The organism is Sphingobium sp., from assembly GCF_003248505.1.
Lineage (GTDB): Bacteria > Pseudomonadota > Alphaproteobacteria > Sphingomonadales > Sphingomonadaceae > Sphingobium.
In genome coordinates, this window is record NZ_QFOA01000015.1 from 11,502 (window position 1) to 37,968 (window position 26,467).

The 26,467-nt window shown below is 64.1% G+C and carries 19 protein-coding genes; 9 read left to right on the plus strand and 10 right to left on the minus strand.

The window, feature by feature from the left end; translation table 11 throughout:
• Positions 1-82: 82 nt before the first annotated feature.
• A complete protein-coding gene (locus DI606_RS07860) occupies positions 83-2,227 on the minus strand; it encodes an alpha-glucuronidase family glycosyl hydrolase (RefSeq protein ID WP_293981365.1) in 2,145 nt (714 codons plus the stop codon).
• 290 nt (positions 2,228-2,517) lie between these two features.
• Between DI606_RS07860 and manD the strand changes: the two genes are divergently transcribed.
• From manD to DI606_RS07885, 5 genes are all read left to right on the plus strand, one after another.
• Positions 2,518-3,729, plus strand: coding sequence for a D-mannonate dehydratase ManD (manD, locus tag DI606_RS07865; RefSeq protein WP_293981246.1), 1,212 nt, complete (start codon positions 2,518-2,520; stop codon positions 3,727-3,729).
• Positions 3,730-3,734: 5 nt separating this feature from the next.
• On the plus strand, positions 3,735-5,015 hold the full coding sequence (locus DI606_RS07870) for an MFS transporter (RefSeq protein WP_293981249.1): 1,281 nt from the start codon (positions 3,735-3,737) through the stop codon (positions 5,013-5,015).
• The gene (gene uxaC / locus DI606_RS07875) at positions 5,012-6,424 is read left to right on the plus strand and encodes a glucuronate isomerase (RefSeq protein WP_293981252.1); all 1,413 of its coding nucleotides are present in this window, start codon (positions 5,012-5,014) and stop codon (positions 6,422-6,424) included. The genes DI606_RS07870 and uxaC overlap by 4 nt, the downstream gene beginning before the upstream one ends.
• Positions 6,421-7,905, plus strand: coding sequence for a mannitol dehydrogenase family protein (locus DI606_RS07880; RefSeq protein WP_293981254.1), 1,485 nt, complete (start codon positions 6,421-6,423; stop codon positions 7,903-7,905). Before uxaC ends, DI606_RS07880 begins: the two co-directional genes overlap by 4 nt.
• Positions 7,906-8,009: 104 nt before the next feature.
• Complete coding sequence (locus DI606_RS07885; RefSeq protein WP_293981256.1) at positions 8,010-9,242, plus strand: SGNH/GDSL hydrolase family protein; 1,233 nt, start codon at positions 8,010-8,012, stop codon at positions 9,240-9,242.
• On the opposite strand, the gene DI606_RS07890 is transcribed toward DI606_RS07885, so the two are convergent.
• Positions 9,226-9,717: an Lrp/AsnC family transcriptional regulator gene (locus tag DI606_RS07890; protein WP_293981258.1), complete on the minus strand. Its 492-nt coding sequence runs from the start codon at positions 9,715-9,717 to the stop codon at positions 9,226-9,228. The genes DI606_RS07885 and DI606_RS07890 overlap by 17 nt on opposite strands.
• Positions 9,718-9,815: 98 nt before the next feature.
• Between DI606_RS07890 and putA the strand changes: the two genes are divergently transcribed.
• The gene (putA, locus tag DI606_RS07895) at positions 9,816-13,409 is read left to right on the plus strand and encodes a trifunctional transcriptional regulator/proline dehydrogenase/L-glutamate gamma-semialdehyde dehydrogenase (protein ID WP_293981261.1); all 3,594 of its coding nucleotides are present in this window, start codon (positions 9,816-9,818) and stop codon (positions 13,407-13,409) included.
• Between the two features lie 49 nt (positions 13,410-13,458).
• On the opposite strand, the gene DI606_RS07900 is transcribed toward putA, so the two are convergent.
• The 6 genes from DI606_RS07900 to DI606_RS07925 all read right to left on the minus strand — a co-directional run bounded on the left by DI606_RS07900 (position 13,459) and on the right by DI606_RS07925 (position 22,067).
• Complete coding sequence (locus tag DI606_RS07900; protein ID WP_293981264.1) at positions 13,459-13,770, minus strand: hypothetical protein; 312 nt, start codon at positions 13,768-13,770, stop codon at positions 13,459-13,461.
• 90 nt (positions 13,771-13,860) lie between these two features.
• Positions 13,861-16,263 carry a malto-oligosyltrehalose synthase gene (gene treY, locus DI606_RS07905; RefSeq protein WP_293981266.1) on the minus strand — a complete coding sequence of 801 codons (2,403 nt, stop codon included), beginning with the start codon at positions 16,261-16,263 and terminating at the stop codon, positions 13,861-13,863.
• Complete coding sequence (locus DI606_RS07910) at positions 16,260-17,975, minus strand: 4-alpha-glucanotransferase (protein ID WP_293981268.1); 1,716 nt, start codon at positions 17,973-17,975, stop codon at positions 16,260-16,262. The genes treY and DI606_RS07910 overlap by 4 nt, the downstream gene beginning before the upstream one ends.
• Positions 17,972-19,684 carry a malto-oligosyltrehalose trehalohydrolase gene (treZ, locus tag DI606_RS07915; protein WP_293981270.1) on the minus strand — a complete coding sequence of 571 codons (1,713 nt, stop codon included), beginning with the start codon at positions 19,682-19,684 and terminating at the stop codon, positions 17,972-17,974. Before treZ ends, DI606_RS07910 begins: the two co-directional genes overlap by 4 nt.
• On the minus strand, positions 19,681-21,786 hold the full coding sequence (gene glgX / locus DI606_RS07920) for a glycogen debranching protein GlgX (RefSeq protein ID WP_293981273.1): 2,106 nt from the start codon (positions 21,784-21,786) through the stop codon (positions 19,681-19,683). Before glgX ends, treZ begins: the two co-directional genes overlap by 4 nt.
• Before the next feature lie 56 nt (positions 21,787-21,842).
• Positions 21,843-22,067: a DUF2934 domain-containing protein gene (locus tag DI606_RS07925; protein WP_293981276.1), complete on the minus strand. Its 225-nt coding sequence runs from the start codon at positions 22,065-22,067 to the stop codon at positions 21,843-21,845.
• A gap of 196 nt (positions 22,068-22,263) precedes the next feature.
• Between DI606_RS07925 and DI606_RS07930 the strand changes: the two genes are divergently transcribed.
• Genes DI606_RS07930 through DI606_RS07940 form a run of 3 tightly spaced genes read left to right on the plus strand, consistent with a single transcriptional unit; the run spans position 22,264 to position 24,656 of the window.
• Complete coding sequence (locus DI606_RS07930) at positions 22,264-22,896, plus strand: methyltransferase domain-containing protein (protein WP_293981278.1); 633 nt, start codon at positions 22,264-22,266, stop codon at positions 22,894-22,896.
• A gap of 60 nt (positions 22,897-22,956) precedes the next feature.
• Positions 22,957-23,889 carry an ABC transporter ATP-binding protein gene (locus DI606_RS07935; RefSeq protein WP_293981280.1) on the plus strand — a complete coding sequence of 311 codons (933 nt, stop codon included), beginning with the start codon at positions 22,957-22,959 and terminating at the stop codon, positions 23,887-23,889.
• The gene (locus tag DI606_RS07940) at positions 23,886-24,656 is read left to right on the plus strand and encodes an ABC transporter permease (RefSeq protein ID WP_293981282.1); all 771 of its coding nucleotides are present in this window, start codon (positions 23,886-23,888) and stop codon (positions 24,654-24,656) included. Before DI606_RS07935 ends, DI606_RS07940 begins: the two co-directional genes overlap by 4 nt.
• A 34-nt stretch (positions 24,657-24,690) precedes the next feature.
• On the opposite strand, the gene DI606_RS07945 is transcribed toward DI606_RS07940, so the two are convergent.
• Both DI606_RS07945 and DI606_RS07950 read right to left on the minus strand, forming a co-directional pair.
• Positions 24,691-25,011, minus strand: a complete 321-nt coding sequence (locus tag DI606_RS07945) for a hypothetical protein (RefSeq protein ID WP_293981284.1) — start codon at positions 25,009-25,011, stop codon at positions 24,691-24,693.
• Positions 25,012-25,102: 91 nt separating this feature from the next.
• Positions 25,103-26,467: an MATE family efflux transporter gene (locus DI606_RS07950; protein ID WP_293981287.1), complete on the minus strand. Its 1,365-nt coding sequence runs from the start codon at positions 26,465-26,467 to the stop codon at positions 25,103-25,105.

Here is a 26,467-nt window from a genome sequence, read left to right on the forward strand (position 1 = left end):
CGAAACTGCGGCGCGCGAAAAGATGCCTGCATCTCGACCAGCGTTGACGGTAAAAATCAACTTATGTTTTGCAGTGCGGCATTTACCAGTGACCTGGCGCGAAGGGGAAGTTCTGCGCCTTGTACCAGTCGAGGTCGTGGGCGGGCACCGCCGATCCTGCGGGCAGGGGCAGGCGATTGACCGACTGGAAATAGGCGATGCTGGCGTCGCGCCACCATTGCGCCTCGCGCCGCTGGATACGCAGGAAATCGCGCGTCTGCTCGAACCGCTCTGCGTCCACCAGGGGACGCAGCGTGTCCCACCGCTGCTGCATGTCCTCCACATAGGCGACGCCGCGATCGTAACGATGCACCATCCCGTCCCACACAGTGTCGCCCGACGACAGGCGATAGGTCCAGGGCAGGTGATGGAACCAGAGAAGGTCGCGGTCGGGCGTGGTTTTGGGGTTCGCCAGCATCTTTGCGACGGGCGGCGCATATTGCGCGAAGGCGTTGCTGCCCGTCGCCGTCCGGTCAAAGCCGATGCCGTTCGCGTCGGCCTTGTGATAATAGACGGGGTTCCATTCCGGGCGAGCGAGATCGGACACCCAGGGGCCGGGGCCGTAATGATGCCCCGTCGCCATCACATGGGCCAGGCCGAGCGGGGTCATGTAATCGACCGCCGCTTCGCGCGATCCCATCATCATGGCGACGACGGGATCGACCACGCGCGGATCGGGGGAAAAGGTCTGCGCCGCCCATTCGTGCGCGACCGCCTGCGCCGTCAGGTCCGGGTCCCAGGCCATGCGCCCGAACGCATACCAGTCCGCCTGGTTGAAAACGGAGCCGCTCCAGTCGCGATCCACGCCGATATTGGCGACGCCCGCGATTCCGGTCAGCCGGTGCCCGTCGAGCGATCCGTCGACCACCCTGGCGACGGTGGAGCCGTTGCCCTTCGACCGGGTGTCGGACTTCAGTACCTCCTCGAACAGCGGGCCGAGATAGGTGAGATGCGTCGACTGGCCCAGATATTCCTTTGTGATCTGGAATTCCATCATCAGCGGCGTCTTGGGCATCGCGCCGAACAGCGGGTGAAAGGGTTCGCGCGGCTGGAAGTCGATTGCGCCGTTCTTGACCTGGACCAGCACATTGTCGGCGAACTGCCCGTCGAGCGGCTTGAAGTCGTCATAGGCCTGCTTGGCGCGGTCGTCGGGATTGTCGTGCTGGTATACGAAGGCGCGCCACATCACGATGCCGCCATGAGGCTTGACCGCCGCGGCGAGCATGTTGGCGCCGTCCGCATGGGTGCGCTTGTAATCCTGCGGTCCGGGCTGGCCTTCGCTGTTCGCCTTGACCAGGAACCCGCCGAAGTCGGGGATCGCGCGATAGATTTCGTCCGACTTCGCCTTCCACCAGGCGGCGACCTGCGGGTCGAGGGGGTCGGCGGTTCTGAGGCCGTCCAGTTCCATCGGCGCGGTCCATTTTACCGACAGATAGACCTTGATCCCATAGGGGCGTAACAGATCGGCCAGCGCCGCTGTCTTGGCGATATAGGCGGCGGTCAGGCTCGTCGCTTTCGCGTTCACATTGTTGAGCACGGTGCCGTTTATGCCGATCGACGCGTTGGCGCGGGCATAGTCGGTATAGCGTGGCCCTTTATAATCGGGCAGCCGCCACCAGTCCCAGATCGACATACCGGCATAGCCGCGCTCGACCGTGCCATCGAGATTGTCCCAATGGTTCAGCATCCGCAACCCGATGCGCGGCGCGCTGCGCACGTCGATCCGGTCGAGCGGTGCGCCGCTCTGCGCCAGGCGCAGCCACCCATAGGCGCCGTAGAGCAAACCCCGTTCGCTGTTTGCGGCGATCAGGGTGACGGGCACGCCGTTCATCTGCGTGGAGCGAATCGCATAGCCTTCCTCGCCCAGCTTGCCGGTGTCGATAGGGAGGGATGTTCCCGCCTGCGCCTTTGCCAGCACGATCGCGCCGGGCTGCGCAGCTGTGGAGCGCGACACGGTTGCGCCGGTCATTCCCTTGACGCCACGCTGCAATTCGGCGACCGCGACCGCAAGCATGGGATCGCTGCCGGACGCGACGATGGCGGTCGCATGGGCGGCAAGATCGTGGGACCGGGCAGCGTCGGCAGGGCGATAGCGCAGCCACAGATCGTAGCCGTCTTCGGCGCGAGCCGCAGGCGGCAGGACTACCGTCGCCAACGCCACCATCCAGCATAACAATCGCGCCAGCATCGAACTCTCTCCCCTACCGTCCATTCAGCCTCAACCCCGCAGTCGGGCATTGACAAGCCTTGTCTCTGTCGCGATGGTAACGGTATCAGTTCGGTGGCGGCAAGCGGAAAGATGCGCCGCGCGCAAAAAGGAGGGGTGGATGATCGAGCATAGTGGCAAGGCGGGCGACGCCTTTCTCCCCGCGGGCACCGCGTCCCACTCCACGTTTTTTCAGTCTGCCGTATCGTCCGGGGCGCCATGCGCCCCGCGCTGCCTTTCACGTTCAACTTCTTCTGAACAGGATCGTCCAAATGCCCAAGATCGTTGACGCCCGTGTCATTATCACTTGCCCGGGTCGTAATTTCGTCACGCTCAAGATCATCTGCGACGATGGCACCACCGGTGTCGGCGACGCGACGCTCAACGGTCGCGAGCTGTCGGTGGCAAGCTATCTGACCGATCATGTCATCCCCTGCCTCATCGGTCGCGACGCGCACCGGGTCGAGGATATCTGGCAGTATCTGTACAAGGGCGCCTATTGGCGGCGCGGTCCCGTGACGATGACCGCGATCGCGGCGGTCGACATGGCGCTGTGGGATATCAAGGGTAAGATTGCCGGTCTTCCCGTCTATCAGCTGCTGGGCGGCGCCAGCCGCGAAGGCGTGATGGTGTACGGCCATGCGAACGGCGTCAGCATCGAGGAAACGATCGAAGCCGCGCTCGATTACCAGCGCCAGGGTTACAAGGCGATTCGCCTGCAATGCGGCATTCCGGGCATGGCGTCGACCTATGGGGTGTCCAAGGATCGGTATTTCTACGAACCCGCAGACTCCGACCTGCCTTCCGAAAATGTGTGGAACACTCCCAAATATCTGCGTGTCGTGCCCGAATTGTTCAAGGCCGCGCGGGAAGCGTTGGGCTGGGACGTGCATCTGCTGCACGACATCCATCACCGGCTCACCCCTATCGAGGCAGGCCGACTCGGCAAGGATCTGGAGCCCTATCGCCCCTTCTGGCTGGAGGATGCGACGCCTGCGGAAAATCAGGAAGCCTTCAAGCTCATCCGCCAGCACACCACGGCACCGCTCGCGGTGGGCGAGATCTTCAATTCGATCTGGGACGCCAAGGATCTTATCCAGAACCAGCTGATCGACTATATCCGCGCCACCGTGGTCCATGCCGGCGGCATCACCCACCTGCGCCGGATCGCCGCGCTCGCCGATCTGTATCAGGTTCGCACCGGATGCCACGGGGCGACCGACCTGTCGCCGGTCTGCATGGCCGCCGCGCTCCATTTCGACATCAATGTCCCCAATTTCGGCGTGCAGGAATATATGCGCCATACGCCCGAAACCGACGCCGTCTTCCCCCATGCCTACAGCTTCGACAACGGCATGATGCATCCGGGCGACGAACCGGGGCTGGGTGTCGACATCGATGAGGAACTCGCAGCAGGATATGAATATCAGCGCGCCTTCCTGCCGGTGAACCGGCTGGAAGATGGCACGATGTTCAACTGGTGATCGCCATGACGCAGGCGATCCCCAAGCCGTCCGGAAGAGTCCGCTGGATCGTCTGCGGCCTGCTTTTTGCCGCCGTGGTGCTGAGCTATATCGACCGGCTGGTGCTGCCCACGCTGAAGCCCGATCTTCAGGCGCGCTACGGCTGGAGCGAGAGCGGCTATGCCGACCTCGCCATCTGGTTCCAGGCGGGCTACGGCATCGCCTATGTCGTGTTCGGGCGGCTGATCGACCGGATCGGCGCGCGCGCGGGTTATGCGCTCGCCGTCGCGTTGTGGACCATCGGCCATGTCTCACACATCTTCTTCACCTCGACGGCGGGGATGCTGCTGGCCCGCATTCCGCTCGCGGTCGGAGAGGCGGGGACTTTCCCCGCCGCCATCGCCGCGACGAACGAGTGGTTCCCCAAAAAGGAACGGGCGCTCGCCATCGGCATCTTCAACGCAGGGTCCAACGTCGGCGCGATTCTGACGCCGCTGATCGTGCCGATCATCGCGGTGTCGCTGGGTTGGCGCTGGGCGTTCGTCCTGACCGGCCTGCTGACCGTGATCTGGCTGGCGGCATGGCTTGGCTTCTACCGGCGCCCGCGCGAAAAGAAGAGCCTCTCCCCCGAAGAGCTGGCGTGGATCGAGACCGATCCGGTGGAGCCCAAGCGCTCCGTCAAATGGACGAGCCTTTTTCGCCATCGCCAGACCTGGGCCTATATGCTCGGCCGGTTCCTGATCGACCCGGTATGGTGGACTTTCCTCTTCTGGCTGCCCGATTTCTTCAACAAGCAATATGGCGTCAAGATGCTGGACTTCGGTCCGCCGCTGATCGCCGTCTACCTGTTCGCGGACGTGGGGTCGGTCGCGGGCGGATGGGCGTCGTCGCGGCTGATGGGCCGGGGATGGAGCGTCAATCGCGCCCGCAAAACCGCGATGCTGCTGGCCGCCTGCTGCGCTGTCCCCATCGCCTTTGCGGCGCAAGCGCCCTCGATGTGGGTCGCGGTCGGCCTCATCGGCCTTGCCTGCGCCGGTCATCAGGGCTTTTCCGCCAATCTCTACGCACTGCCGGGAGATGTCTTCCCGCGCTGGATGGCGGGATCGGTCGTGGGCCTGGGCGGCCTGTCGGGCGCGGTGGGCGGCATGTTGATGGCCAAGTTTGCAGGCGTGATCCTTGAAACCATCGGCAGCTACGGCCCCATTTTCGCGGTCGCATCGGTCGCCTATCTGATCGCGCTTGCGGTCATCCACCTTCTCCTGCCCCGCTATCAGGCGGTGGCGATCCCCGCCGAAAGCCTTCCATGACCAAGCCGTTGCGTCTGCATCCCGACCGTCTCTTCCCGTCCGATCCGGCAACGCGCGCGATTGCGCGGGCGCTCCATGCGACCGTCCGGGATTTGCCGATCGTCAGCCCGCACGGGCACACCGATCCGCGCTGGTTCGCCTATGACGATCCCTTCGCCGATCCCGCCCAGCTGCTGATCGTGCCGGACCATTATGTGTTCCGTATGCTCTACAGCCAGGGCGTCAGGCTGGACGAACTGGGCGTGCCGACCGTCGATGGCAGCGCGACCGAAAGCGACCCCCGCGCCATCTGGCGGCGATTCGCCGAGCGGTATCACCTGTTCCGGGGCACGCCGTCGCGGCTGTGGCTCGACTGGGTGTTCGCGCAGGCGTTCGGCATCGACGTGCGGCTGGAGGCGGCCACCGCCGATCATTATTACGACATCATCGACGCCGCGCTGAAGACCGATGCATTCCGCCCGCGCGCCCTGTTCGAGCGCTACAATATCGAAGTGATCGCAACGACCGAAGGGCCGCTAGATCCGCTCGACCATCATCGCGCGATCCGCGCGTCGGGCTGGGGCGGGCGCGTCGTGACCGCTTATCGCCCCGATCCGGTAATGGACCCCGACGACCCCCGGTTCATCGACAATGTGCAGCGTTTCTGCGCGATGACGGGCGAAACCAAGGACTATGCCGGCTATCTGCGCGCGCACGAAAAACGCCGTGCCGATTTTCGTGAGGCGGGGGCGACATCCACCGATCACGGCCATCCCAGCGCCTTCACCGCTAACCTCTCGCGCGAAGAGGCGGAGGCTCTGTTCGACAGGGTGACGAGCGGTCCCGCGAGCACGCGCGATGCCGAACTGTTTCGGGGGCACATGCTGGTCGAAATGGCGCGCATGGCGATCGAGGACGGCATGGTGATGCAGCTGCATCCGGGCGTCCACCGCAACCATAACGAGGCCGTGCGCGACCGCTTCGGACGCGACAAGGGGGCGGATATCCCGACGGCGGGCGAATTCGTGCAGGCGCTCAAGCCTCTGCTCGACCGCTACGGCAACGATCCGCGCCTGACCTTGATCCTCTTCACGCTGGACGAGGATGTCTATTCGCGCGAACTCGCGCCGCTCGCAGGCCATTATCCGGCGCTGAGGCTGGGGCCGCCCTGGTGGTTCCACGACAGCCCCGAAGGGATGCGTCGTTTCCGCGAGCGCGCGAGCGAAACGGGGGGCTTCTACAACACGGTCGGTTTTAACGACGACACGCGCGCCTTCCTGTCGATCCCCGCGCGGCACGACGTCGCCCGGCGGATGGATTGTACCTGGCTCGCCCAGCTTGTAGCCGAACATCGGATGGAGGAGGACGAAGCCTTCGAACTCGCCCATGCGCTCGCCTACGATCTGGCGAAAAAGGCCTACAAGCTATGACGCGGTTGTCGGCGGCATCGCTGGAAAGCCTGCCCGGCTCGGTCACGCGCCCAGGCTACGATCGCGCTGCGGTCCGATGCGGCGTCGTGCATCTGGGCATCGGCGCGTTCCATCGCGCGCATCAGGCGGCGTTCTTCGACGACGCGCTCGAAGCGGGCGACCAGCGTTGGGGGATCGTGGCCGCGTCGCTCCGTTCGCCAGCCGTGCGCGACCAGATGGAGCCGCAGGACGGGCTTTACACCATGCTGGTCCGCGACGGGGATCGGGAACAGGCACGCGTCGTCGGCGCGGTTCGGCGCGTGATCGTCGCGCCCGAAGATCCCAGCGCGCTGGTCGCGGCGATGGCGTCGCCCGATACGCATATCGTGACGCTGACCGTCACGGAAAAAGGCTATAAGCTCGACCCCGCGACCGGCGCGCTGATCGAGGACGACCCACAACTGGCCGCCGACCTGCTTTCGCTCGACCGTCCGCAAACAGCGCCCGGCTTCATCGTCGCGGCTCTTGTCCGCCGCCGCGCCGCCGGACTGCCACCGTTCACCGCGATCAGCTGCGACAATCTGCCGCACAACGGTGCGCGGCTGCGCGACGCCGTGCTTGCGCTGGCCGAGCGGCATGACCCATCGCTTGCGCAATGGATCGCGGCGGAAGGCGCTTTTCCCCAGACGATGGTCGACCGCATCGTCCCCGCCACGACGCAGGAAGACATCGCGGCGCTCGCCGACACCATCGGCGTCGAGGATCGCGCGATGGTCAAGACCGAGCCGTTCACCCAGTGGGTGATCGAGGACCGCTTCTGCGGCCCACGCCCCGCTTTCGGTCCGGGGGTGGAGATCACCGCCACCGTCGCGCCGTGGGAAGACGCCAAGCTTCGCCTGCTCAACGGCGCGCATAGCGGCATCGCCTATCTGGGCGGGCTTGCCGGGATCGAGCATGTTCATGAGGTGCTGGCGCTGGAACCGGCGCGGCTGTTCGTGGAAGCGCTGTGGGACGAAGCGGAAACCACCTTGTCGCCGCCGCCCGAACTGGATGTAGCTGCCTATCGCCGCGAACTGATGGCGCGGTTCGACAATCCGACGCTGCGCCATCGGACGCGGCAGATCGCGACGGACGGGTCGCAGAAACTGCCGCAGCGCCTGCTCGCTCCCATCGCGGATCGGCTGGCGGCGGGGCAGGGCATCGCTGCACTCGCGCTTGCCGTTGCTGCGTGGATACGCTGGCAGGCGGGGCGGGACGATCATGGGCAGGGCCATATGATCGACGATCCGCTGGCCGCACCCATTGCGGCTGCGCTGCACGCCGCCGACTCGCCGCAAGCGCGCGTGCGCGCGATACTGGGCCTTCCGGCCATCGTGCCGCCCACGCTGGCCGCCGATCCGCGCCTGCGCGAAGAGTTGGTGCGCTGGCTGACCGTGCTGGAAACGCAGGGCGCGCGCGGCGCGCTCACGATATTGGCGCAGGCGCGGTCGGACGCTGCCTGACACATGGTTTACCCGATCCTCCCTCAGGGATGACGTTGAGGGCCGGTCGAAAGGCCGGCCCGCTTTTTCGTGGGGCCGACAGGAATGAAGCAGGAGAGCCTATCGTGAAGATCCGTCTGGCCTGGCTGATGTTGCCGCTGGCCGCCCTGATCCCCGCGACGGCTCAGGCGAAGGGCTGCACGCCGGTGTGGACGGCGGCATGGGCTTCGGCGCAGTTCAAGCCCGTGGGCGATGCGGTCCTGCCGCCCGGAACGCTCGCCGACCGCACGCTGCGTCAGATCGTTCGCCCGTCCGTCTCCGGCGACCGCCTGCGCGTACGCTTTTCCAATCTTGCAGGCACGCAGCCGCTCCAGATCGCCGGGGCGAGCATCGCCCGCGCGCCGAGCGCAGCGTCACCCGCCGTCGATCCGCGCAGCATCCTGCCCCTGCGTTTCGACGGGAAGGTCGATGTCATCATTCCCCCCGGCGCGGATTATCTATCCGATCCGGTTGCCATGCCCGCCCATGCGCTGGAGAATATCGCGGTGTCGATCCGCTATCGCGGCGAACCTGAACAAACGTCGCATCCCGGATCGCGCGCCACATCGTGGCATCTGCCGGGGGATCATCTGGGCGATGCCGTCATGGCCGGTTCGGCGAGTTTCGATCACTGGTTCCATCTGTCGGGGCTGGAGGTGGAGCGCTGCGGCCCCGCGCGCGTCATCGTCGCACTCGGCGATTCGATCACCGACGGTCGCGGATCGACAACCAACGGCAACGACCGCTGGACCGACCGGCTGGCCGAGCGGCTTCAGGCCGATGGCGAGCGGCGGAACGTTTCCGTCGTCAATCAGGGGATCGGCGGCAACAGGCTGCTGGACGATGGGCTCGGTCCCAGCGCGCTTGCGCGGCTCGACCGCGACGTGCTGGCGCAGCCGGGCGTCACTCATGTCATCCTGCTGGAAGGGATCAACGACCTTGGCACGCTGACCCGCGAAGCGCCGGTGAGCAAGGGCGCGCATGAAGCGCATGTCGCTCGCATGATCGGCGCATATCGCCAGATCGTCGCGCGCGCCCATGCGAAGGGCATCAAGGTGGTAGGCGCGACCGTCATGCCCTTCGTCGGCAACGCCTATTATCATGCCGACGCGCAGAACGAGGCCGATCGGCAGGCCGTCAACGCATGGATCAGGCAGCCCGGTCATTTCGACGCGGTGATCGATTTCGACAGGGTGACGCGCGATCCGGCACGGCCCGACCGGCTGCTGCCCGCCTATGACGAAGGCGATGCGCTACACCCGTCGCCCGCCGGATACCGGGCGATGGGGGACGCCATTCCGCTTACCCTTTTCGACTGACGCGGCGGTTGCCCGCTTCCAGCACGGTTTCCATGGCGACGAAGGTCGACGTGCTGGCGACATGGGGCAGGGCACTGATCTTCTCGCCCAGCACCGCGCGGTAGCGGCGGATGTCGGCGGTGCGCACCTTGAGCAGATAGTCGAAATTGCTTGCCAGCATATGGCATTCCTCGACCTCGGCGATACGCCGCACGGCGGCATTGAATTCGTTGAGCGCCGCCTCGCGCGTATCGGACAGCTTCACCTCGGTGAAGGCGACATGATCCATGCCGAGCTTGGCGGGATCGACGATGGCGCGAAAGCCGCGAATGACGCCGCTCTCTTGCAAACGCCGCAATCGCACCTGGCACGGCGTCTTGGAGAGGCCGACCGTGGCGGCCAGGTCGGTGACGGACATCCGCCCGTCCTCGACCAGAGCGGCGACGATGCGGCGGTCGAATTCGTCCATATCGACTGCGGATGATGTATTTGACATCCTATATGCCTACTGGATGCGTAATAATAAGTCATTATGATTGTCAGATGGCCTAAATTCGGTCGAAACGAACTTGCGATTCTGGTTATGATATCGGCATGATCGACCAGCCCTTTTCCGCCTTCGCGCCCGCCATCGCCCGGCCCACACCCTTGCGTGCCGCGATCACCGCCGCCTATCGCCGTGACGAGGCGGAATCGATGGCCCCGCTGATCGAGGCGGCGACGCTTCCAGATGAGACGCAGGTTGCCGTGGCCGCCACAGCGACCCGTCTGGTCACCGCCCTTCGCGCCAATCACAAGGGCAGCGGGGTCGAAGGACTGGTACAGGAATATGCGCTGTCCAGCCAGGAAGGCGTGGCGCTCATGTGCCTTGCCGAGGCGCTGCTGCGCATTCCGGACAACGATACGCGCGATGCCCTCATCCGCGACAAGATCGCCGATGGCGATTGGGGATCGCATCTGGGCGGCGAAAAGTCGCTGTTCGTCAACGCGGCGACCTGGGGCCTGGTCGTGACCGGAAAGCTCGTCGGCAGCGTCGACGATCGCGGCCTGGGTGCTGCGCTGACCCGGCTCGTCGCGCGCGCGGGCGAGCCTGTGATCCGGCGCGGCGTCGATCTCGCCATGCGGATGATGGGCGAACAGTTCGTCACCGGCGAAACGATCAAGGAAGCGTTGAAACGCGCGCGCGACATGGAGGCGAAAGGCTTTTCCTACAGCTACGACATGTTGGGGGAGGCGGCGACCACGGCCGCCGACGCCGCGCGCTACTTCGCCGATTATGAGCGCGCCATCCATGCCATAGGCAAGGCGTCGGCGGGACGCGGCATCTATGGCGGCCCGGGCATTTCCATCAAGCTGTCGGCGCTTCATCCGCGCTACAGCCGTGCGCAGGCGGATCGCGTCATGGGCGAATTGTTGCCTGCGGTCAGGACACTGGCGCTGCTGTCCAAGCGTTACGACATCGGTTTCAACATCGATGCGGAGGAGGCCGACCGCCTCGAACTTTCGCTCGACCTGCTGGAAAGCCTTGCGCTGGACCCGGACCTTGCCGGATGGAACGGCCTGGGCTTTGTGGTGCAGGGCTATGGCAAGCGGTGCCCGTTCGTCATCGACTGGATCGTCGACCTCGCCCGCCGTGCCGAACGCCGGATCATGGTCCGGCTGGTGAAGGGCGCCTATTGGGACGCGGAGATCAAGCGCGCGCAGGTCGACGGGCTGGAGGGCTTTCCCGTCTATACGCGCAAGCTGCACACCGACATCGCCTACGTCGCCTGCGCGCGGAAGCTGCTGGGCGCGCGTGACGCTGTGTTCCCCCAATTCGCCACGCACAATGCGCAGACGCTCGCAACCATATATGAGTTGGCAGGGCCGGATTTCAGCATCGGCGACTATGAGTTCCAGTGCCTGCACGGCATGGGCGAGCCGCTCTACGAACAGGTCGTCGGTGCTGGCAAGCTGGGCCGCCCATGCCGCATCTATGCGCCGGTCGGAACGCATGAAACGTTGCTCGCCTATCTGGTACGCCGCCTTCTGGAAAACGGGGCGAACTCCAGCTTTGTGAACCGTATCGCCGACCCCGCCGTTTCGATTTCGGAGCTTGTCGCCGATCCGGTCGATGTGGTGCGCGCGATGGCGCATCCCGGCGCGCAGCATGACCAGATCGCTCTGCCCGCCGACCTCTATCCCGACCGGCGCAATTCGGCGGGCCTTGACCTTAGCAACGAAGCCGTGCTGGCCGATTTGAGCGAAGCGCTGACCCACAGTGCAACGCTGGACTGGAAAGCCGCGCCCGCAAGCGGTGAGGGGACGGTGCGTGCTGTGCTCAACCCTGCGGACCATCGCGATGTCGTGGGGCATGTGACGGAAGCGAACGAGGAGGAAGCGCGGGCCGCCGCCATTGCCGCTGCCGCGTCGGGCTGGCGCAACATGGCTGTCGCCGACCGCGCTGCCGCGCTCGACCGCGCGGCCGATGCGATGCAGGCGCGGATGCCGATCCTTCTTGGCCTCATCATGCGTGAAGCGGGCAAATCGCTGCCCAACGCGATTGCCGAAGTGCGCGAAGCGATCGACTTCCTGCGCTACTATGCGGCGCAGGCCCGTTCGACCTTCGGTCCCGCTCAGCGCGCGCTGGGCGTCGTCACCTGCATCTCACCCTGGAACTTTCCGCTGGCGATCTTCACCGGGCAGGTCGCCGCCGCGCTGGTCGCGGGCAATGCCGTGCTTGCAAAGCCTGCCGAGGAAACGCCGCTGATCGCGGCCGAAGCGGTGCGCCTGTTGCATGAGGCGGGTGTTCCCGTCGATGCGCTGCATCTGGTGCCGGGCGACGGCAGCATCGGTGCGGCGCTGGTCGCTGCGAACGAAACCGCCGCCGTGATGTTCACCGGATCGACGGAAGTCGCGCGCCTCATCCAGAAGCAACTCGCAACGCGCTTGTCGCCTGCTGGAAAGCCCATTCCCCTGATCGCCGAGACGGGGGGGCAGAATGCGATGATCGTGGACAGCAGCGCGCTTGCCGAACAGGTGGTGGCCGATGTCATAGCGTCTGCCTTCGACAGTGCGGGTCAGCGTTGTTCGGCGCTCCGTATCCTCTGCCTTCAGGAGGATGTGGCCGACCGGACGCTGACGATGCTGAAGGGCGCGCTCGCCGAATTGCGGATCGGTCGGACCGACGCGCTCAAGATGGATGTCGGCCCCGTCATCACCGCCGAAGCCCGCGACGGGATCGAGCGTCATATCGCGGCGATGCGCGCGATGGGTCGCAAGGTGGAACAGACCCCGCTGTCGCCTGAAACCGGGCAGGGCACGTTCGTCCCGCCCACGATCATCGAGATAGACAGTATCGCGGACCTGAGCCGCGAGGTGTTCGGCCCGGTGCTGCACGTCCTGCGGTTCCGGCGCGACAAAATGGACGCGCTGGTCGATCAGATCAACGCCACCGGTTATGGCCTGACCTTCGGCCTGCATACCCGGCTGGACGAAACCATCGCCCGCGTGACCGACCGGGTGAAGGTCGGCAACATATACGTCAATCGCAACGTCATAGGGGCGATCGTCGGGGTTCAGCCGTTCGGCGGATGCGGCCTGTCCGGCACAGGTCCGAAGGCGGGTGGACCGCTCTATCTCGGGCGGCTGGTCACGACGCCGCCGGTATTCGCGGAACGGGTCAGCCATTTGCGCTCGCCCCTGCACGCGTTTGCAGACTGGCTCGATGCGCAGGGGGAGGGCGACGCCGCCGCGCAGGTGCGCCGGACAGGGGACGCATCGGCGATCGGTGTCGAACTGGAACTTCCCGGCCCGGTGGGCGAGCGGAACCTTTATGCGCTGCACCCGCGCGGACGCATCCTGATGCAGCCCTCGACGCGGCAGGGCCTGTTTTGCCAGATGGCGGCGGTCCTCGCCACCGGCAATCGCGGCATCGTGCAGGACATGACGCTTCCTCCCGGCCTGCCGTCCGAAGTCGCGACATGGTTCAGCAATATCGGCGAAGGCCCATATGCTGCAGTCCTGGTAGAGGGCGATGCGGCGCATGTCGCGGCGGTGACGCGGCAGGCGGCCGATTTCCCCGGCCCCATCGCCTCCGTTCATGTGGAAGACAGCGGCTATTGCCTGGACTGGCTATTGGAAGAGGTGTCCACATCCATCAACACGACGGCTGCCGGGGGCAACGCCAGCCTGATGATGATAGGCTGAATAAATACGTGGACCTGTCCATCTCGCTGTCGCGAAACGGCGGGATGAGTCAGGCGGCGATGGCGCGCAGGGTTTTTGGAGCCAGACGGGCACGCGCGAAAGCGAGGCATTCTTCCAGCGAGGGCGCACCGAGATGGGCGACGCCGCCATCCAGAAGGCGAACGCTCAACTCCCAAAGACTCTCATGTTCGATGGCAGCCTTGCGGGCGTCGGTCGTGCTGAATTGAAGTGGTTCGCCCAAACGGTCGCAATGCAGGATGTGTCGAGCCACCGTCGTGTGGCTGTCATATTGAGGATTGGATCGGAGCTGAAAACTCTGAGTATGCGGCGCCAGCCATTCCAGAAACGCAACGTCGATCATCACCACCTGCCTTGGGGCGGCTTCGAATGTGCCGCGCCGATGGCAAAGATACGCATGAATAACCCCGACGGTTCCCCCTAATCTGTCAATTTATTCAGACAGCTTAACGCTGTAGGGTCGGTCGGCGAACAGAATGGCCGCTGGATCGTCGCATCCCTCTATCTGGGTGTCGGCCCACCAGGATGAGTGCGGCTGGCCTTGCGCGTCGACCATCGTGGCACCGCAACGGATCTGCACGGCGCAAAACAGAGTGCGGCCCTCATGCTGGCGTCGAAAGGCCAGAACATGATCTTTGCGCGCGCCGGTGACAATCAGGGAGCGATAATCGCCCTCAGCGAAAAGCGCGGGCGCATTCCTCCTCATCGTCAGCAATTCATGCACCAGAGCGAGCTTGATCCCATCGTCTCCATCCGGGTGGGAAAGCCACTGGCGTCTGCGATCGTAATCGACCGGGCGACGGTTGTCCGGATCGACCAGGCTGAAATCCAGTGCTTCGCACCCCTGATAGATGTCGGGGATGCCGGGTGTGCAGAATTTGAGGACCGTTTGGACGAGGCTGTTCGCCATAGCCGCAGGACGCAGGCGCTGGACGAAGCTGTCCACGTCGCCGATCAGTTCGCGATTAGCAAGGACGGACGCAAGCAACGCCTGCGCTGCCGCCTCATAGGCCGTATCGGGGGCTTCCCAGCTTGAGCGGACCCGCCCCTCCCGCAGGGTCTTTTCCAGCCAACCGCTCATGCGATCGAGAAACAGTTCCATCGATGCGTCGGAACCCGGCCATGCACCCATAAGGGTCTGCCACAGTTGATAGCGGTCGGCGGGGTGAACCGTCGCATCGGGATCGCTCATCGCATCCCATTTGCGCCAATGCTTTTGCCATAAGCCGGGCACGGCGCTTAACACCGCCAGTCTCGCCCGCACATCCTCACCGCGCTTGTGATCGTGCGTGGCGGTCGCCAGCATCGCGTGGGGAAAGTCGCGCGCGCGCTCTGCGGCACGCTGGTGGAAAAGACCGGGTGCTATCGAAAACTGTTCGGGCGCGGAGCCCACATCGTTGGCGGACAGGAGGGGCGCGTACCGGTAGAAAGCGGTGTCTTCCACCCCCTTGGCGGCGATGGGGGCGGATAGTTGCTGGAAACGGCGCACTGCTTCCCCCGCGAGGGTGGGATCGCCCGGACCTTCCCCCGCCAGCCAGTCGAGGACGCGGCGTGCCACCTGCGTTTCGCCCGGGGGAAGGTGAGGCTGCACATCCTTCCACGCCTTGTTCCGCGCTTTCGCGTCGTTGAGCGGTGCCGTGCGACCGTTGCCATAGGTGCGGTAGACGGGGAATATCCAGAGCAGCCGCTCGATCGCACGCCGCCACATCGCGGGCGTTGCATCATCCCCTTGGTCGGAGGACTGCGCCAGCGCGACGAACGCGGCAACGCAACTTATTAACTGCCCGTCGAACTGCCAAGCGAGCATGTCCTGCCGCGCCTGCAACACCAGCCGATCCATATCTCCATGCTCAGGGTCGAGCGACAGCCATGTTTCAGCAAGCGGCGCTTCGCCTGCGGGATCGTGCAGCAGCGCAGTGACATCGCGCATGAAATCATAGCCGCTGGTGCCGTCGATTCCCCAATCGGTGGCCAGCGGTTCGTCCGCCGCCAATATCTTCTCGACGATGATGAGGGCGCGCCGCTGACCGCCGCCGATTGCGTCGACGCGCTCGCGCATCGCGCGGCAATAGCTCGCCGGATCGGTCAGGCCATCGACATGGTCGATCCGGACTCCGTCGATCAGTCCTTCGGCGAAGAGATCGAAATAGAGCTTTTGCGTCACCTCGAACACGGCGGGATCTTCGACGCGAACGCCCGCCAGTTCGTTGATTGCGAAGAAACGCCGCCAGTTGAGCCGGTCGTTCGCGGTACGCCAATAGACCGGGCGATAATGTTGTCGGTCAATGACGGCGCGTATCCTGTCGCTGCCGTCGGGTGCCCCTTCCAGCGATCCGGGACGAAGCGGAAGCCGCTGCTCGCCATAGAGGATGAGGTGCGGGTCTGACCCATCTTCGACCAGCGCGATGTCACCCGCCGCAATCGCCTGGGCAAGAGGCGCACCCAGTACCGGCAGGATGAGCGGTCCGGTCCAGTCTATATCGAACCAGCACGCGTAGGCACTGTTTTCTCCATGCCGCAGCACGTCGGTCCAATAGCGATTCTCCCCGCCCGCAACCCCCATATGGTTGGGCACGATATCGATCAGGACTCCCATCTCCCGCTGCCGCAGCGCTGCCACAAGGCTGCGAAAGCCCTTGTCGCCGCCCAGTTCGGGATTGATGCGCGTGGGATCGATGACGTCATAGCCATGGGTCGAACCGCTACACGCTGTCGTAATCGGTGAAAGATAGGCGTGGCTGACGCCAAGGTCCGCCAGATAGGGGACGATGCGTTCGGCGGCTGCGAAAGGAAAGTCTCGTGTCAGTTGCAGACGATAGGTCGCGCGGGGGATCATGCGCCTCTCTTCCGATTGAGCCGCGCGATCCGGGCGGCAATTTCCGGCTGCGCCAGAAGCGCAGGCATGGGGGCGGGAAGGCGGCGACGCCAGTTAGGATGTTCGTCGATGGTGCCGGGCAGGTTGGGCTGTTCGACAAGCGCCGCCATATCCTCCATCGGAATCAGCGTCAGCGGGCAGGGCGTTTGGGCAAGGAAACCGATCGCTGCGTCGACCACCGGTGCGGGATCGTCATCCGCAGGCTGGGGAGCACCGTTCCCGATGACCTGCCAGAGCGCTGCCCGATCCTGCGCCCGCTCGACTGCGGTCGGACCGCCGCGCGCGAGACGATCGTTCCATTCCAGATCGCGACCGGTCCACCAGCCCGCAACCGTCGCTATGTCATGTGTCGCGCTCATCGCCACCGATGTTGCCGGATAGGCGGCGGCGGGAAGAAATGCGCCCTCCCCGTCCCGGGCAAAGGGCAGGACCGCCATGCCGTAGACACCCGCAGCTTCCAGCGATTCGCTAAACCCATCCGGCCGGGTCCCCAGATCCTCGGCGATGACGATTGCGCCCTTGCGCCATGCTTCCAGTTTGATGAGCCGCAGCATATCTTCGAACGGGAAGGAGAGATAGGCGCCTGCGCTGGCAGGTCGTCCTTCCGGAACGACCCAGAGCCGCCGCAGGCCGAAGGCGTGATCGATGCGGATGCCTCCGCCCTGTGGAATGTTGGCGCGCAACATGGCGATGAAGGGATCGAAGCCGCTGTTAACCAGCGCCTTGGGACTATAGCTCGTCAGGCCCCAATCCTGTCCCTGCGGACCGAGCGGATCGGGCGGTGCGCCGATGCGCAGCCCATTGAGAAAGAGATGCGGGCTAGCGGCGACTTCGCTGCCTTCCGGATCGACCCCGACGGCAAGGTCGGTGATGAGGCCGACTGCCATCCCGGCGGCGCGGGCGCAGGTTTGCACCGCGTCCAGCCCTTCGCGGGCATGGCGGTTGAGGAACGCGGCAAAATCGTCCGGCTCGCCTTGTTCGCTCCACAGTGCGTGGAGCGCGGCGATCTTGGCGGGCCCGGCGCGGGGCCAGTCGATGAGATCGGCGTCCAACCTTGAGGGACTGACCTTGGCTGCGCCGAAAAGGGCGTTGAGTTGGGTTCGGCTCGATGGCGAATAGGGGGCGAATCGACCGGGATCGTCCAGCGAAAGCGCATGAACGGGGCTGATCGCAACCGCGTCCGCGCCGGCCTTGCCCAGCGCCGTCACCGCTTGCGCCAAAGTATCAAAATCGCCGAAGTCGCCAGTACCTCGCAGCGACGGGATTTGGATGCAGACGCCCCACAAGGGACGGTCGATGCCGGGGCAGCGTTCGGGTGCGACGGCCACGGTCAGCGATCCGTCGGGCAGATCCATCCGGTAATAGCCTGGGTGGGGGATACCCGACAGCGCTGGGTCGCATATCACCACTTGCCCGTCCTCGCCCATCAGGGGGGCGTCGGGGAGGATAATCGGCTCGTTACAGTCTGCGGTGAAAAGCACCGGGCGACGGGCACGCGCATCCTCGATCTGGTCGAGGGCGATGAGCATTCCCGCCCTCGTCGCCACATCCACGCCCAGCGCGGCAAGAATGGCCCGAAGGTCATCGTCGGCCACCAACTGCTGCACGCCCGCCGCATCCGTCCATTCGCGCGCAATCCCGGCCTTCGCCGCTAACTGATGCAAGACATTCATGCGGAATCGATCCACGCGGCAAAGCTGGTGGGGCCGTCGGGATCGCCGCTGGCATAAAGCGGGGGCGCAGGGGAGGAGGGGGGAACGGATGCCTCCCCCAGATTCAGCAGGATCGTCAGCGTCTCGCCTGTTCCCAGCTTCCAGGATGCCTCGACCGCCTTGTCCGTCAAAGCCGATGCGGACAGGGCGCGGCATTCCCGGATGCCCGGCACGATGCGCTCTCGCCTGATCGTGATCAGTTCTCGATAGAAGGCCCCCCATTCGTCCGCATCGACACCTGAATGCACGCGCGATTGTTCGAATGTGGCAAGATCGTTGGGATCGGGTATGCGGCTGCGCGCCTCGTCGCTGGAGAAAGCGGCAAAGCCGGCAAATTCCTTGCGTCGCCCTTCCCGTACCGCGTCGGCAAGATCATCGTGGAAGTCGGTAAAGAAGAGGAACGGGCTGCGGGCGCCGTTCTCCTCCCCCATGAACAGCAAAGGGATTTGCGGCATCAGGAGAAGCAGCGCGGTCGCGGCCCTGAGCTTTTCGGGTGTCGTCAGCGCGATCAGCCGCTCGCCTAAGGCACGATTGCCGACCTGATCGTGATTCTGGAGGAAAGAGATAAAGGCCGACGGCGGCAGGTGGGCGCTGGGCTTGCCGCGCGCCTTGCCTTGCTGGTGACGAGAAGGATCGCCCTGATAGATGAATCCCTGCTCCAGGCAGCGAGCGAGCCGTTCGGCGGGACGCTCGGCAAAATCTTCATAATAGGCATCGGTCTCGCCGGTCAGCAGAACGTGCATGACATTATGGAAATCGTCGTTCCATTGCGCATCGTAGCGCTCGGGCGACAGGCGGTCGGCGTCATTATGCTCGTTTTCCAGCATGAGGTGAACATGCCGACCGGGTGCCACGCCCGCACGAACCTCGCCTGCCAACCGGTCGAGAAATGCATCGTCGCCGATGGCGTGCACCGCGTCGAAACGAAGGCCGTCGAACCCATACTCGTTAAGCCACATCAGGGCATTCTCGATGAAGAAAGCAGCGACTTCCAACCGGTCCACCGCCACTGCGCCGCCCCATGGCGTATGTTTATCGGCATGGAAGAACGGGGAAGCGTAAGCGCCGAGATAATTTCCGTCGGGCCCGAAGTGGTTATAGACGACATCTAGAAATACCATCAGGCCGCGCTCATGCGCGGCATCGACCAGCGCACGAACCTCATGGGGCGTGCCATAGCATTCCGCAGGCGCGAACGGCAGCACACCGTCATAGCCCCAGTTGCGATTGCCGCTGAAGGCGTTGACCGGCATCAATTCGATAGCGGTGATGCCCTGGTCAGCCCACCGGTCCAATAGCCCGATCATGCCGGTGAAGCCGCCGCACAATCCGGCATGAACCTCAAGGATTACGGATTCTTCCCACGGTCGGCCCGACCAATGTTGCGCCGGTTCGAACCGCGACGGGTCGACCACGACGCTCCAGCCATGGACGCCGCCGTCCTGCTGCCGCGAAGCCGGATCGGGAACGGCGAGGCCGGGTTCTAGCCGAAAGCGATAGCGTGTGCCGTCCGTTGCTGGGGCGTCAGCGACGAACCAGCCATCCTGATGCTTCGCCATCGGCTGGATGTGGCCGTCGCGAAGTTCCAGCGTCACAGCGTCGCGATCCGGCGCCCATAGGGAAAAGCGCCAGCGATCGCGGCCCAGCGCCGAGGGGCCCCATGAAGTCATGCGCCGGGCTTGTCCGCGACCCAGCAGATCAGCACCGCCGAATGGGGCTGGACCCCATATTCGTCGCCGATTTCGAACGGTTCCCGTTCCGGCTGGGCGCTGTCGATCAGCACCTCGCGCGGCGCCGACGGGGTGGGAAGGGTGAAGTCGATCACGTCGTCGCTGGCGTTCAGGAGCAATGTCAACGCTTCTACCCGCCCATCGTCTCTCAAAGTGGCTCGCCGCATGACGAGGGCCCGGCCTTCGGGATTTTCCCAATCTTCTGCCGAAAGCTGCTGCCCGCGCTCGTCCCACCATTCGATGTCGTTGACGCCGAACCCGGGCGAATCCTGCCCGTAGAGGAATGTCGCAGCCCGCAGGACCGGATGCTTCTTACGCAGAGCGATAAGGCGCGCAGTGAAGTCGAACAGCGCCTTGCCGTCCTCTTCCTCCATCATGGACCAATCCAGCCAGCTGATCTCATTGTCCTGGCAATAGGCGTTGTTGTTGCCACCCTGTGTGCGCCCGAATTCGTCGCCGGCGACCAGCATCGGGGTGCCAAGGGACGCAAGCAGGGTCGTCAGCATTGCCCGGCGCACGCATCTACGCGTATCGTTCACGGCAGCGTCGTCGGTCGGCCCTTCCGCGCCCCAGTTGCGGGAGAGATTATTGTCGTGGCCGTCGCGATTATCCTCACCGTTGGCGTCGTTATGGCGCTCTTCATAGGAGACGAGGTCGGCCAGCGTGTAGCCGTCATGGCTGGTCAGAAAGTTGACGCTCGCCCAAGGGCGACGCGCACGCCGGTCGAAAAGGTCGCCTGATCCGGCAAGGCGAGCGGCCAGGTCGCCGCGTTGCCCCGGATCGCCACGCCAGAAGCGACGCACGGTGTCGCGATACTTGTCGTTCCATTCGGCGAAACCGGGCGGGAAATTGCCGAGCTGATATCCGCCCATACCGACGTCCCACGGTTCGGTGATGAGTTTCAGGCGTCCAAGGATCGGGTCCTGACGCAACACGTCGAACAGGCCCGCATTGGGGTCGAAACCATGGTCGGTTCGGCCCAGCGTCAAGCCAAGGTCGAACCGGAAGCCATCGACACCGAAGCTCGTCGCCCAGTAACGCAGCGAATCTGCCACCATCTGGATCACGCGCGCATGGGTCAGCTTGAAAGTGTTGCCCGTACCGGTGTCGTTGAGGCAATAGCGCGGGTCGTCAGGCAGTAGGCGGTAATAGGATGCGTTGTCGATCCCGCGCCAGGACAGCGTCGGGCCCGCCTCGCTGCCTTCGCAACTGTGGTTGTAGACGACGTCGAGAACGACCTCGATCCCCGCTGCGTGAAGTCGCCGCACCGCAACGCGTAGTTCGTCATGCGTGTCGCTGGAAAAGTAGCTCGGCTCCGGCGCGAAGAAGCTGAGCGTGTTATAGCCCCAATAGTTGCGCAAACCCTTTTCCTGAAGGAAGCGGTCCTGCGTGAAGGCATGGATCGGCATCAGCTCCAGGGTGGTAATGCCAAGGCGCTTGATATGGTCGATGACTTTGGGATGGGCAAGCGCAGCGAAGGTGCCGCGTTCCTGTGGCGGAGCAGCCTCCAGCAATTTGGTGAGGCCCTTCGCATGGGCTTCATAGATCACGGTCTCGGACCAGGGAATATTGGGCCGCACGTCACGCGACCAATCGAAACTGTCGTGAGTCACGACGGCCTTGGGCATTGCGGGGGCGCTGTCTCGCTTGTCGAAGCCCAGATCGCCTTTGCGCCCGCGCAGGGGATAGCCGTGCAAAACGTCGTTCCATCGCAGACTACCCGAAAGGCGGCGGGCGTATGGGTCCAGCAGCAGCTTGTTAGGGTTGAAGCGATGGCCCTGTTCCGGCGCGAAAGGGCCGTGGACGCGATAGCCATAAAGGAGGCCGGGACGCGCGCCCGGCAGATACCCGTGCCAGACCTCATCGGTGCACTCGGGCAATGTCAGCCGCACCAATTCCTTCTTGCCCTGGGGATCGAACAGGCAAAGTTCGACACGATCGGCATTGGCGGAAAAGATGGCAAAGTTGACGCCGAGGCCATCGAAACTGGCACCGAGCGGATAGGGTGAGCCGCCCTCCAGGCGGTCGGGAAAATGGCTCAAGCGGCCTCCGGATCGTATGGTGAAAGGGGCAAAGGTAGTAATTAGGCGGCGACTCGTTACGCCGTTGCGCCTTTCCGTCGACGCCTGGGTTTCGCCAGTTCTTCGGCTGCGGCACCGGTTGCGAGAGGATTGGGCAATTCGGCTTCCGGCCCACCATCGTCAAGAGCGTCGATTTCCGACGCTGCCTGCTGCCAATGCTGGTCGGCTACACCTTCGGGATGGCCTTGCGCTTCCCAGATTTCGTGTGCGCGTGCGCGTATCCTGTCTTCCCTGTCATCCATCGATCAAAGCCTCCCTGTTGGCGCGGCTGACGCTTCTAGCCTTAATGCGCGCGTCGCGATTAGGATGCATGGGCATCGGCCCATGATGAAATTTCGTCGGCTCATCGTCGGACGGCAGTGAACGAAAGCCAATCGACGTGGGCCGTACACATCGCTAAGGGGAGGCGGATGGTAAGAGAGCGGTCGCATTTCGCCCATGCAATATAAGCCCAAGCGCACCCGCGCGATCGCCTTGCCCAACAGCGAGTTTCGGGCGCGCGCGACCGAGTATCTCGATTTTCTCGCCGCATGGGTCAAAAAGCCGCGCCAGACTGCGTCGGTCGTTCCTTCCAGCCGATATCTGGCGCGCCTGATGGTGGCGCGTATCGAACCGACTGACGGCGGGCGCGTTCTCGAACTTGGCGGCGGCACGGGTGTCTTCACTCGCGCGATCCTCGGCACCGGTCTGCCCCCCGACCGGCTGGAGGTGGTGGAGATCAATCCCGGCTTCGCCCGCGGCCTTCGCCGTCATTTTCCCGCCGTATCGGTCCTCGAAGTGCCGGCGCAGATCGTATCTACTGCAACGGAGGGAGAGCCGGGCGATTATCAGGCGGTCGTCAGCGGCTTGCCGCTGCTGGCGATGGACCGTGGGACGCACGCCGACATCCTGTCCGAATCGTTCCGCATGCTGCGGCCGGGCGGTCGCTTGGTACAATTTACCTACTCCATGCGCCCGCCGGTCAACCGCGACGTGCTCGACGCACTCGGCCTAGAGGTCGAGCGCGCGGGTCAGACCGTGCGAAACTTCCCGCCTGCCACGGTCTTCCATTTCTTCCGCAAGGGGGAATAGGTTGCGGATCGGCACTGCCCCCCTATCTTTGCGATAACGCAAAAGGGGCTTGAGCCATTCATGGCATCCATCATCGAGATTAGCGGCCTGACGAAACGGTATTCGTCGGGTTTCGAAGCGCTGAAAGGCGTGGATCTTTCTATTCGGGAAGGCGAGATTTTTGCGCTGCTCGGCCCTAACGGGGCGGGCAAGACGACGATGATCTCCATCATCTGCGGCATCGCGCGCCCGACCGGCGGCAGCGTGACCGTTGCCGGACATGACATCGCACGCGATTATCGCGGCGCACGTTCGGCCATCGGACTTGTGCCGCAGGAGCTTTCGACGGACCAGTTCGAGCGGGTGATCGATACCGTAACGTTCAGCCGCGGCCTTTTCGGCAAGCCGCGCAACGATGCCCATGTCGAAAAGATACTGCGCGACCTGTCTCTGTGGGACAAGCGGCACAGCAAGATCCTGGAACTGTCGGGCGGGATGAAGCGCCGGGTCATGATCGCCAAGGCATTGTCGCACGAGCCCCGCGTTCTGTTCCTCGACGAACCGACCGCAGGCGTCGATGTGGAATTGCGCCGCGATATGTGGAAGTTGATCGGTGAGTTGCGCAACACCGGCGTCACCATCATCCTCACCACTCATTATATCGAGGAAGCGGAAGAGATGGCCGACCGCGTTGGGGTCATCAACCGGGGTGAACTGATGCTGGTCGAAGAAAAGGCCACACTCATGAAGAAGCTCGGCAAAAAGACATTGAGCATCGTTCTGGCCGATCCGATTCGGGCCGTTCCCCCCGAGCTTGCCGAATGGGACGTGACGCTCCACGCCGAAGGGAGCGAGATCGAGTATATTTTCGACGCGCAGGCAGAGCGTACCGGTGTTTCCTCGCTCCTGCGGCGGATGGGCGATCTTGGCATCGGCTACAAGGATCTGAACACCCGCCAGAGCAGCCTTGAGGACATATTCGTCAGCCTCGTCCATCAGGAGACGGCCGCATGAGCCTACAGAATCTGCGTGCCATCGCGGCCATCTACGCCTTCGAACTCCATCGGTTTCGCAGGACGCTGCTGACCGGATTGTTGGTCCCCGTCATCACTACGTCGCTTTATTTCGTGGTGTTCGGCGGTGCGATCGGGTCCCGCATGACGGAAATCGACGGTATCCCCTATGCCGCGTTCATCGTGCCCGGCCTCATCATGATGTCGATGTTCACCGAGAGCATCTTCAATGCCAGCTTCGGCATCTACATGCCCAAGTTCACCGGGACTATCTACGAACTGCTTTCCGCGCCCGTATCCGCGACTGAAACCGTCATTGCCTATGTCGGCGCGGCAGCGACGAAATCGCTGATCGTGGGCACGATCATCTTCGTCACCGCTCATCTCTTTGTCGACGTGCCGGTGGCGCATCCCTTCGCCATGGCGGCTTTCATGGTGTTGATCGCGGTCAGCTTCTGCCTGTTCGGCTTCATCCTCGGCATCTGGGCGCAGAGTTTCGAACAGTTGCAGGTGATCCCCCTGCTTCTGGTCATGCCGATGACGTTTCTGGGAGGCGCTTTCTATTCCGTGCACATGCTGGGCGAACCTTGGCGAACGATCACGCTGTTCAACCCTATCGTCTATCTGATCTCGGGCTTCCGCTGGACGTTCTTCGGTCGGGGAGACGTGGGGATCGAGTTCAGCCTGCTGTTTGCCGCCGGGATGCTGGCGGTGTGCGTCGCGGTCATCGCATGGATGTTCCGCACCGGGTATCGACTTAAGAAATGACGAGGGGGCAGTGCCGCCGCCACACCGGCAGGGATCAGGCCGCCGCGCTTTCGGGCGCGATGGCAAAAAGGGTCACGCCCTTATATTTGTCGTCACCTTCGTTGTAGAGGCCGTACATTCCCTCGAACGGCTCGTCGAGAACCACGATATCGGAAAGTCCCGCGAGCTTGAACGTTCCAAGCTTCAGTTCACGCGGCGGGCGACCGTCGCGGTCGGTGGTGACCGCGTCGACATACATTTCGTCATGGCGCGTATAAAGGATGTGCGGCGCCAGCGTGACCACCATCTTGTTGTAGGTCACTTTCAGGCACTTCTGGAGCGCGATCGCTTCAAAAATCTCGGTCGGGGCTTGCATGATGGCGTCTGATTGACCGATTCGCGCGAGTCTTTCAATTGTTTTGTGCGCTGCACCATGCTCCTGTCGTGCAATCCTCGCGATAAACCGTTCAGGACGGGGTGAGGCCAAGCCGATCGCGCATGGCCCATCGCGTCACCAGCAGAAAAGCGACTGCGCCCAAGCCGCTTGCGAGGCCGATCCATATGCCCAGGCCCGCCATATGCAGGGGAAAGGCAAGGAACGCGCCCACGCCGATCCCGACGATCCAGTAGCCGATGAGTGCGAAAATCATGGGTACGGTCGTATCCTGAACCCCGCGCAGCACGCCCGCGCCAACCGCCTGTGCCGCATCGACCAGTTGGAAAAGGGCGGCGATGCTGAGGAAGCTGACCGCCAGCGCGGCGGTCCGTGCATTGGCGGGATCGGAAAGGTCGAGGAACGCCGAAATCAGCGCGCGCGGGGCGAAGACTAGCAGCGCGGCGGCACACAGGGCAAATCCGGTGCCGAGCCCCAGCGCGAGCCACCCTGCGCGGCCTATCGCCTCACGGTCGCGGCGGCCATAGGCCATGCCGACCCTGACGGTGGCCGCCTGTCCGATGCCCATCGGCACCATGAAGACGAGCGCCGCGATCTGGATCGCGACGGCGTGGGCCGCCAGCGATTCGCGGCCGATCAGCCCCATGAGGAACGCGGACGCGTTGAACACGGTCGTTTCAAAACCCAGCGTCACCGCTATCGGCAGGCCCAGCGCCCACACCTGCCGGTGCCGCTGCCGATCGCGCGTCCAGAAACGCCCCATCAAGCTGTAACGTCGGAACCGTCGGTCGATCAGAATGACCGCCAGCAACCCCAGAAACAGGAAGGAAGAGGAGATGCTGCTGGCCAGGCCCGCCCCGAACAATCCAAGTTCGGGCAACCCCAGATGTCCGAAGATCAAGGCCCAGCCCATCAGGACGTTCACAGGAATGGCCGCGAGCATGATGACGAGGCCCCAAACCGGTCGCTCCAGCGCAGCGATAAAATTGCGCAGCGTTGTAAAGCCCAGGAACGGCAGAAGCGCCCATTGCAGGCCGTGCATCAATCGCCCGGCTTCGCGTGCGAGGTCCGGTTCCTGTCCCATGGCCAGCAGGATGGTTTCGCATTCCCACAGGACGATCCAACCCGGCAGCACGAAGAACAGGGCGGCACGCAGCGTCTGGTGGACCGTGCGCCGAACCTCTCGGACGCTGTGGCGTCTGCGCCCACGTTCGCTGGCGATAAGCGGAGACGCAGCGGTCACCAACCCCATGCCGAATATCAGCAGGGCGTGAAACAGGTTGATCGCCAGCGCCCCGGCTGCGACGCTTTCCGCGCCCCGCCGCCCCAGCAGCAGCAGGTCGCTCGCGGCGATGGCCGACCAGGCGACATTACCCGCGATCATCGGTAGCGCCAGCGCGATCAGGGCACCTGCTTCGATCCGCCATGGAGACGTCAT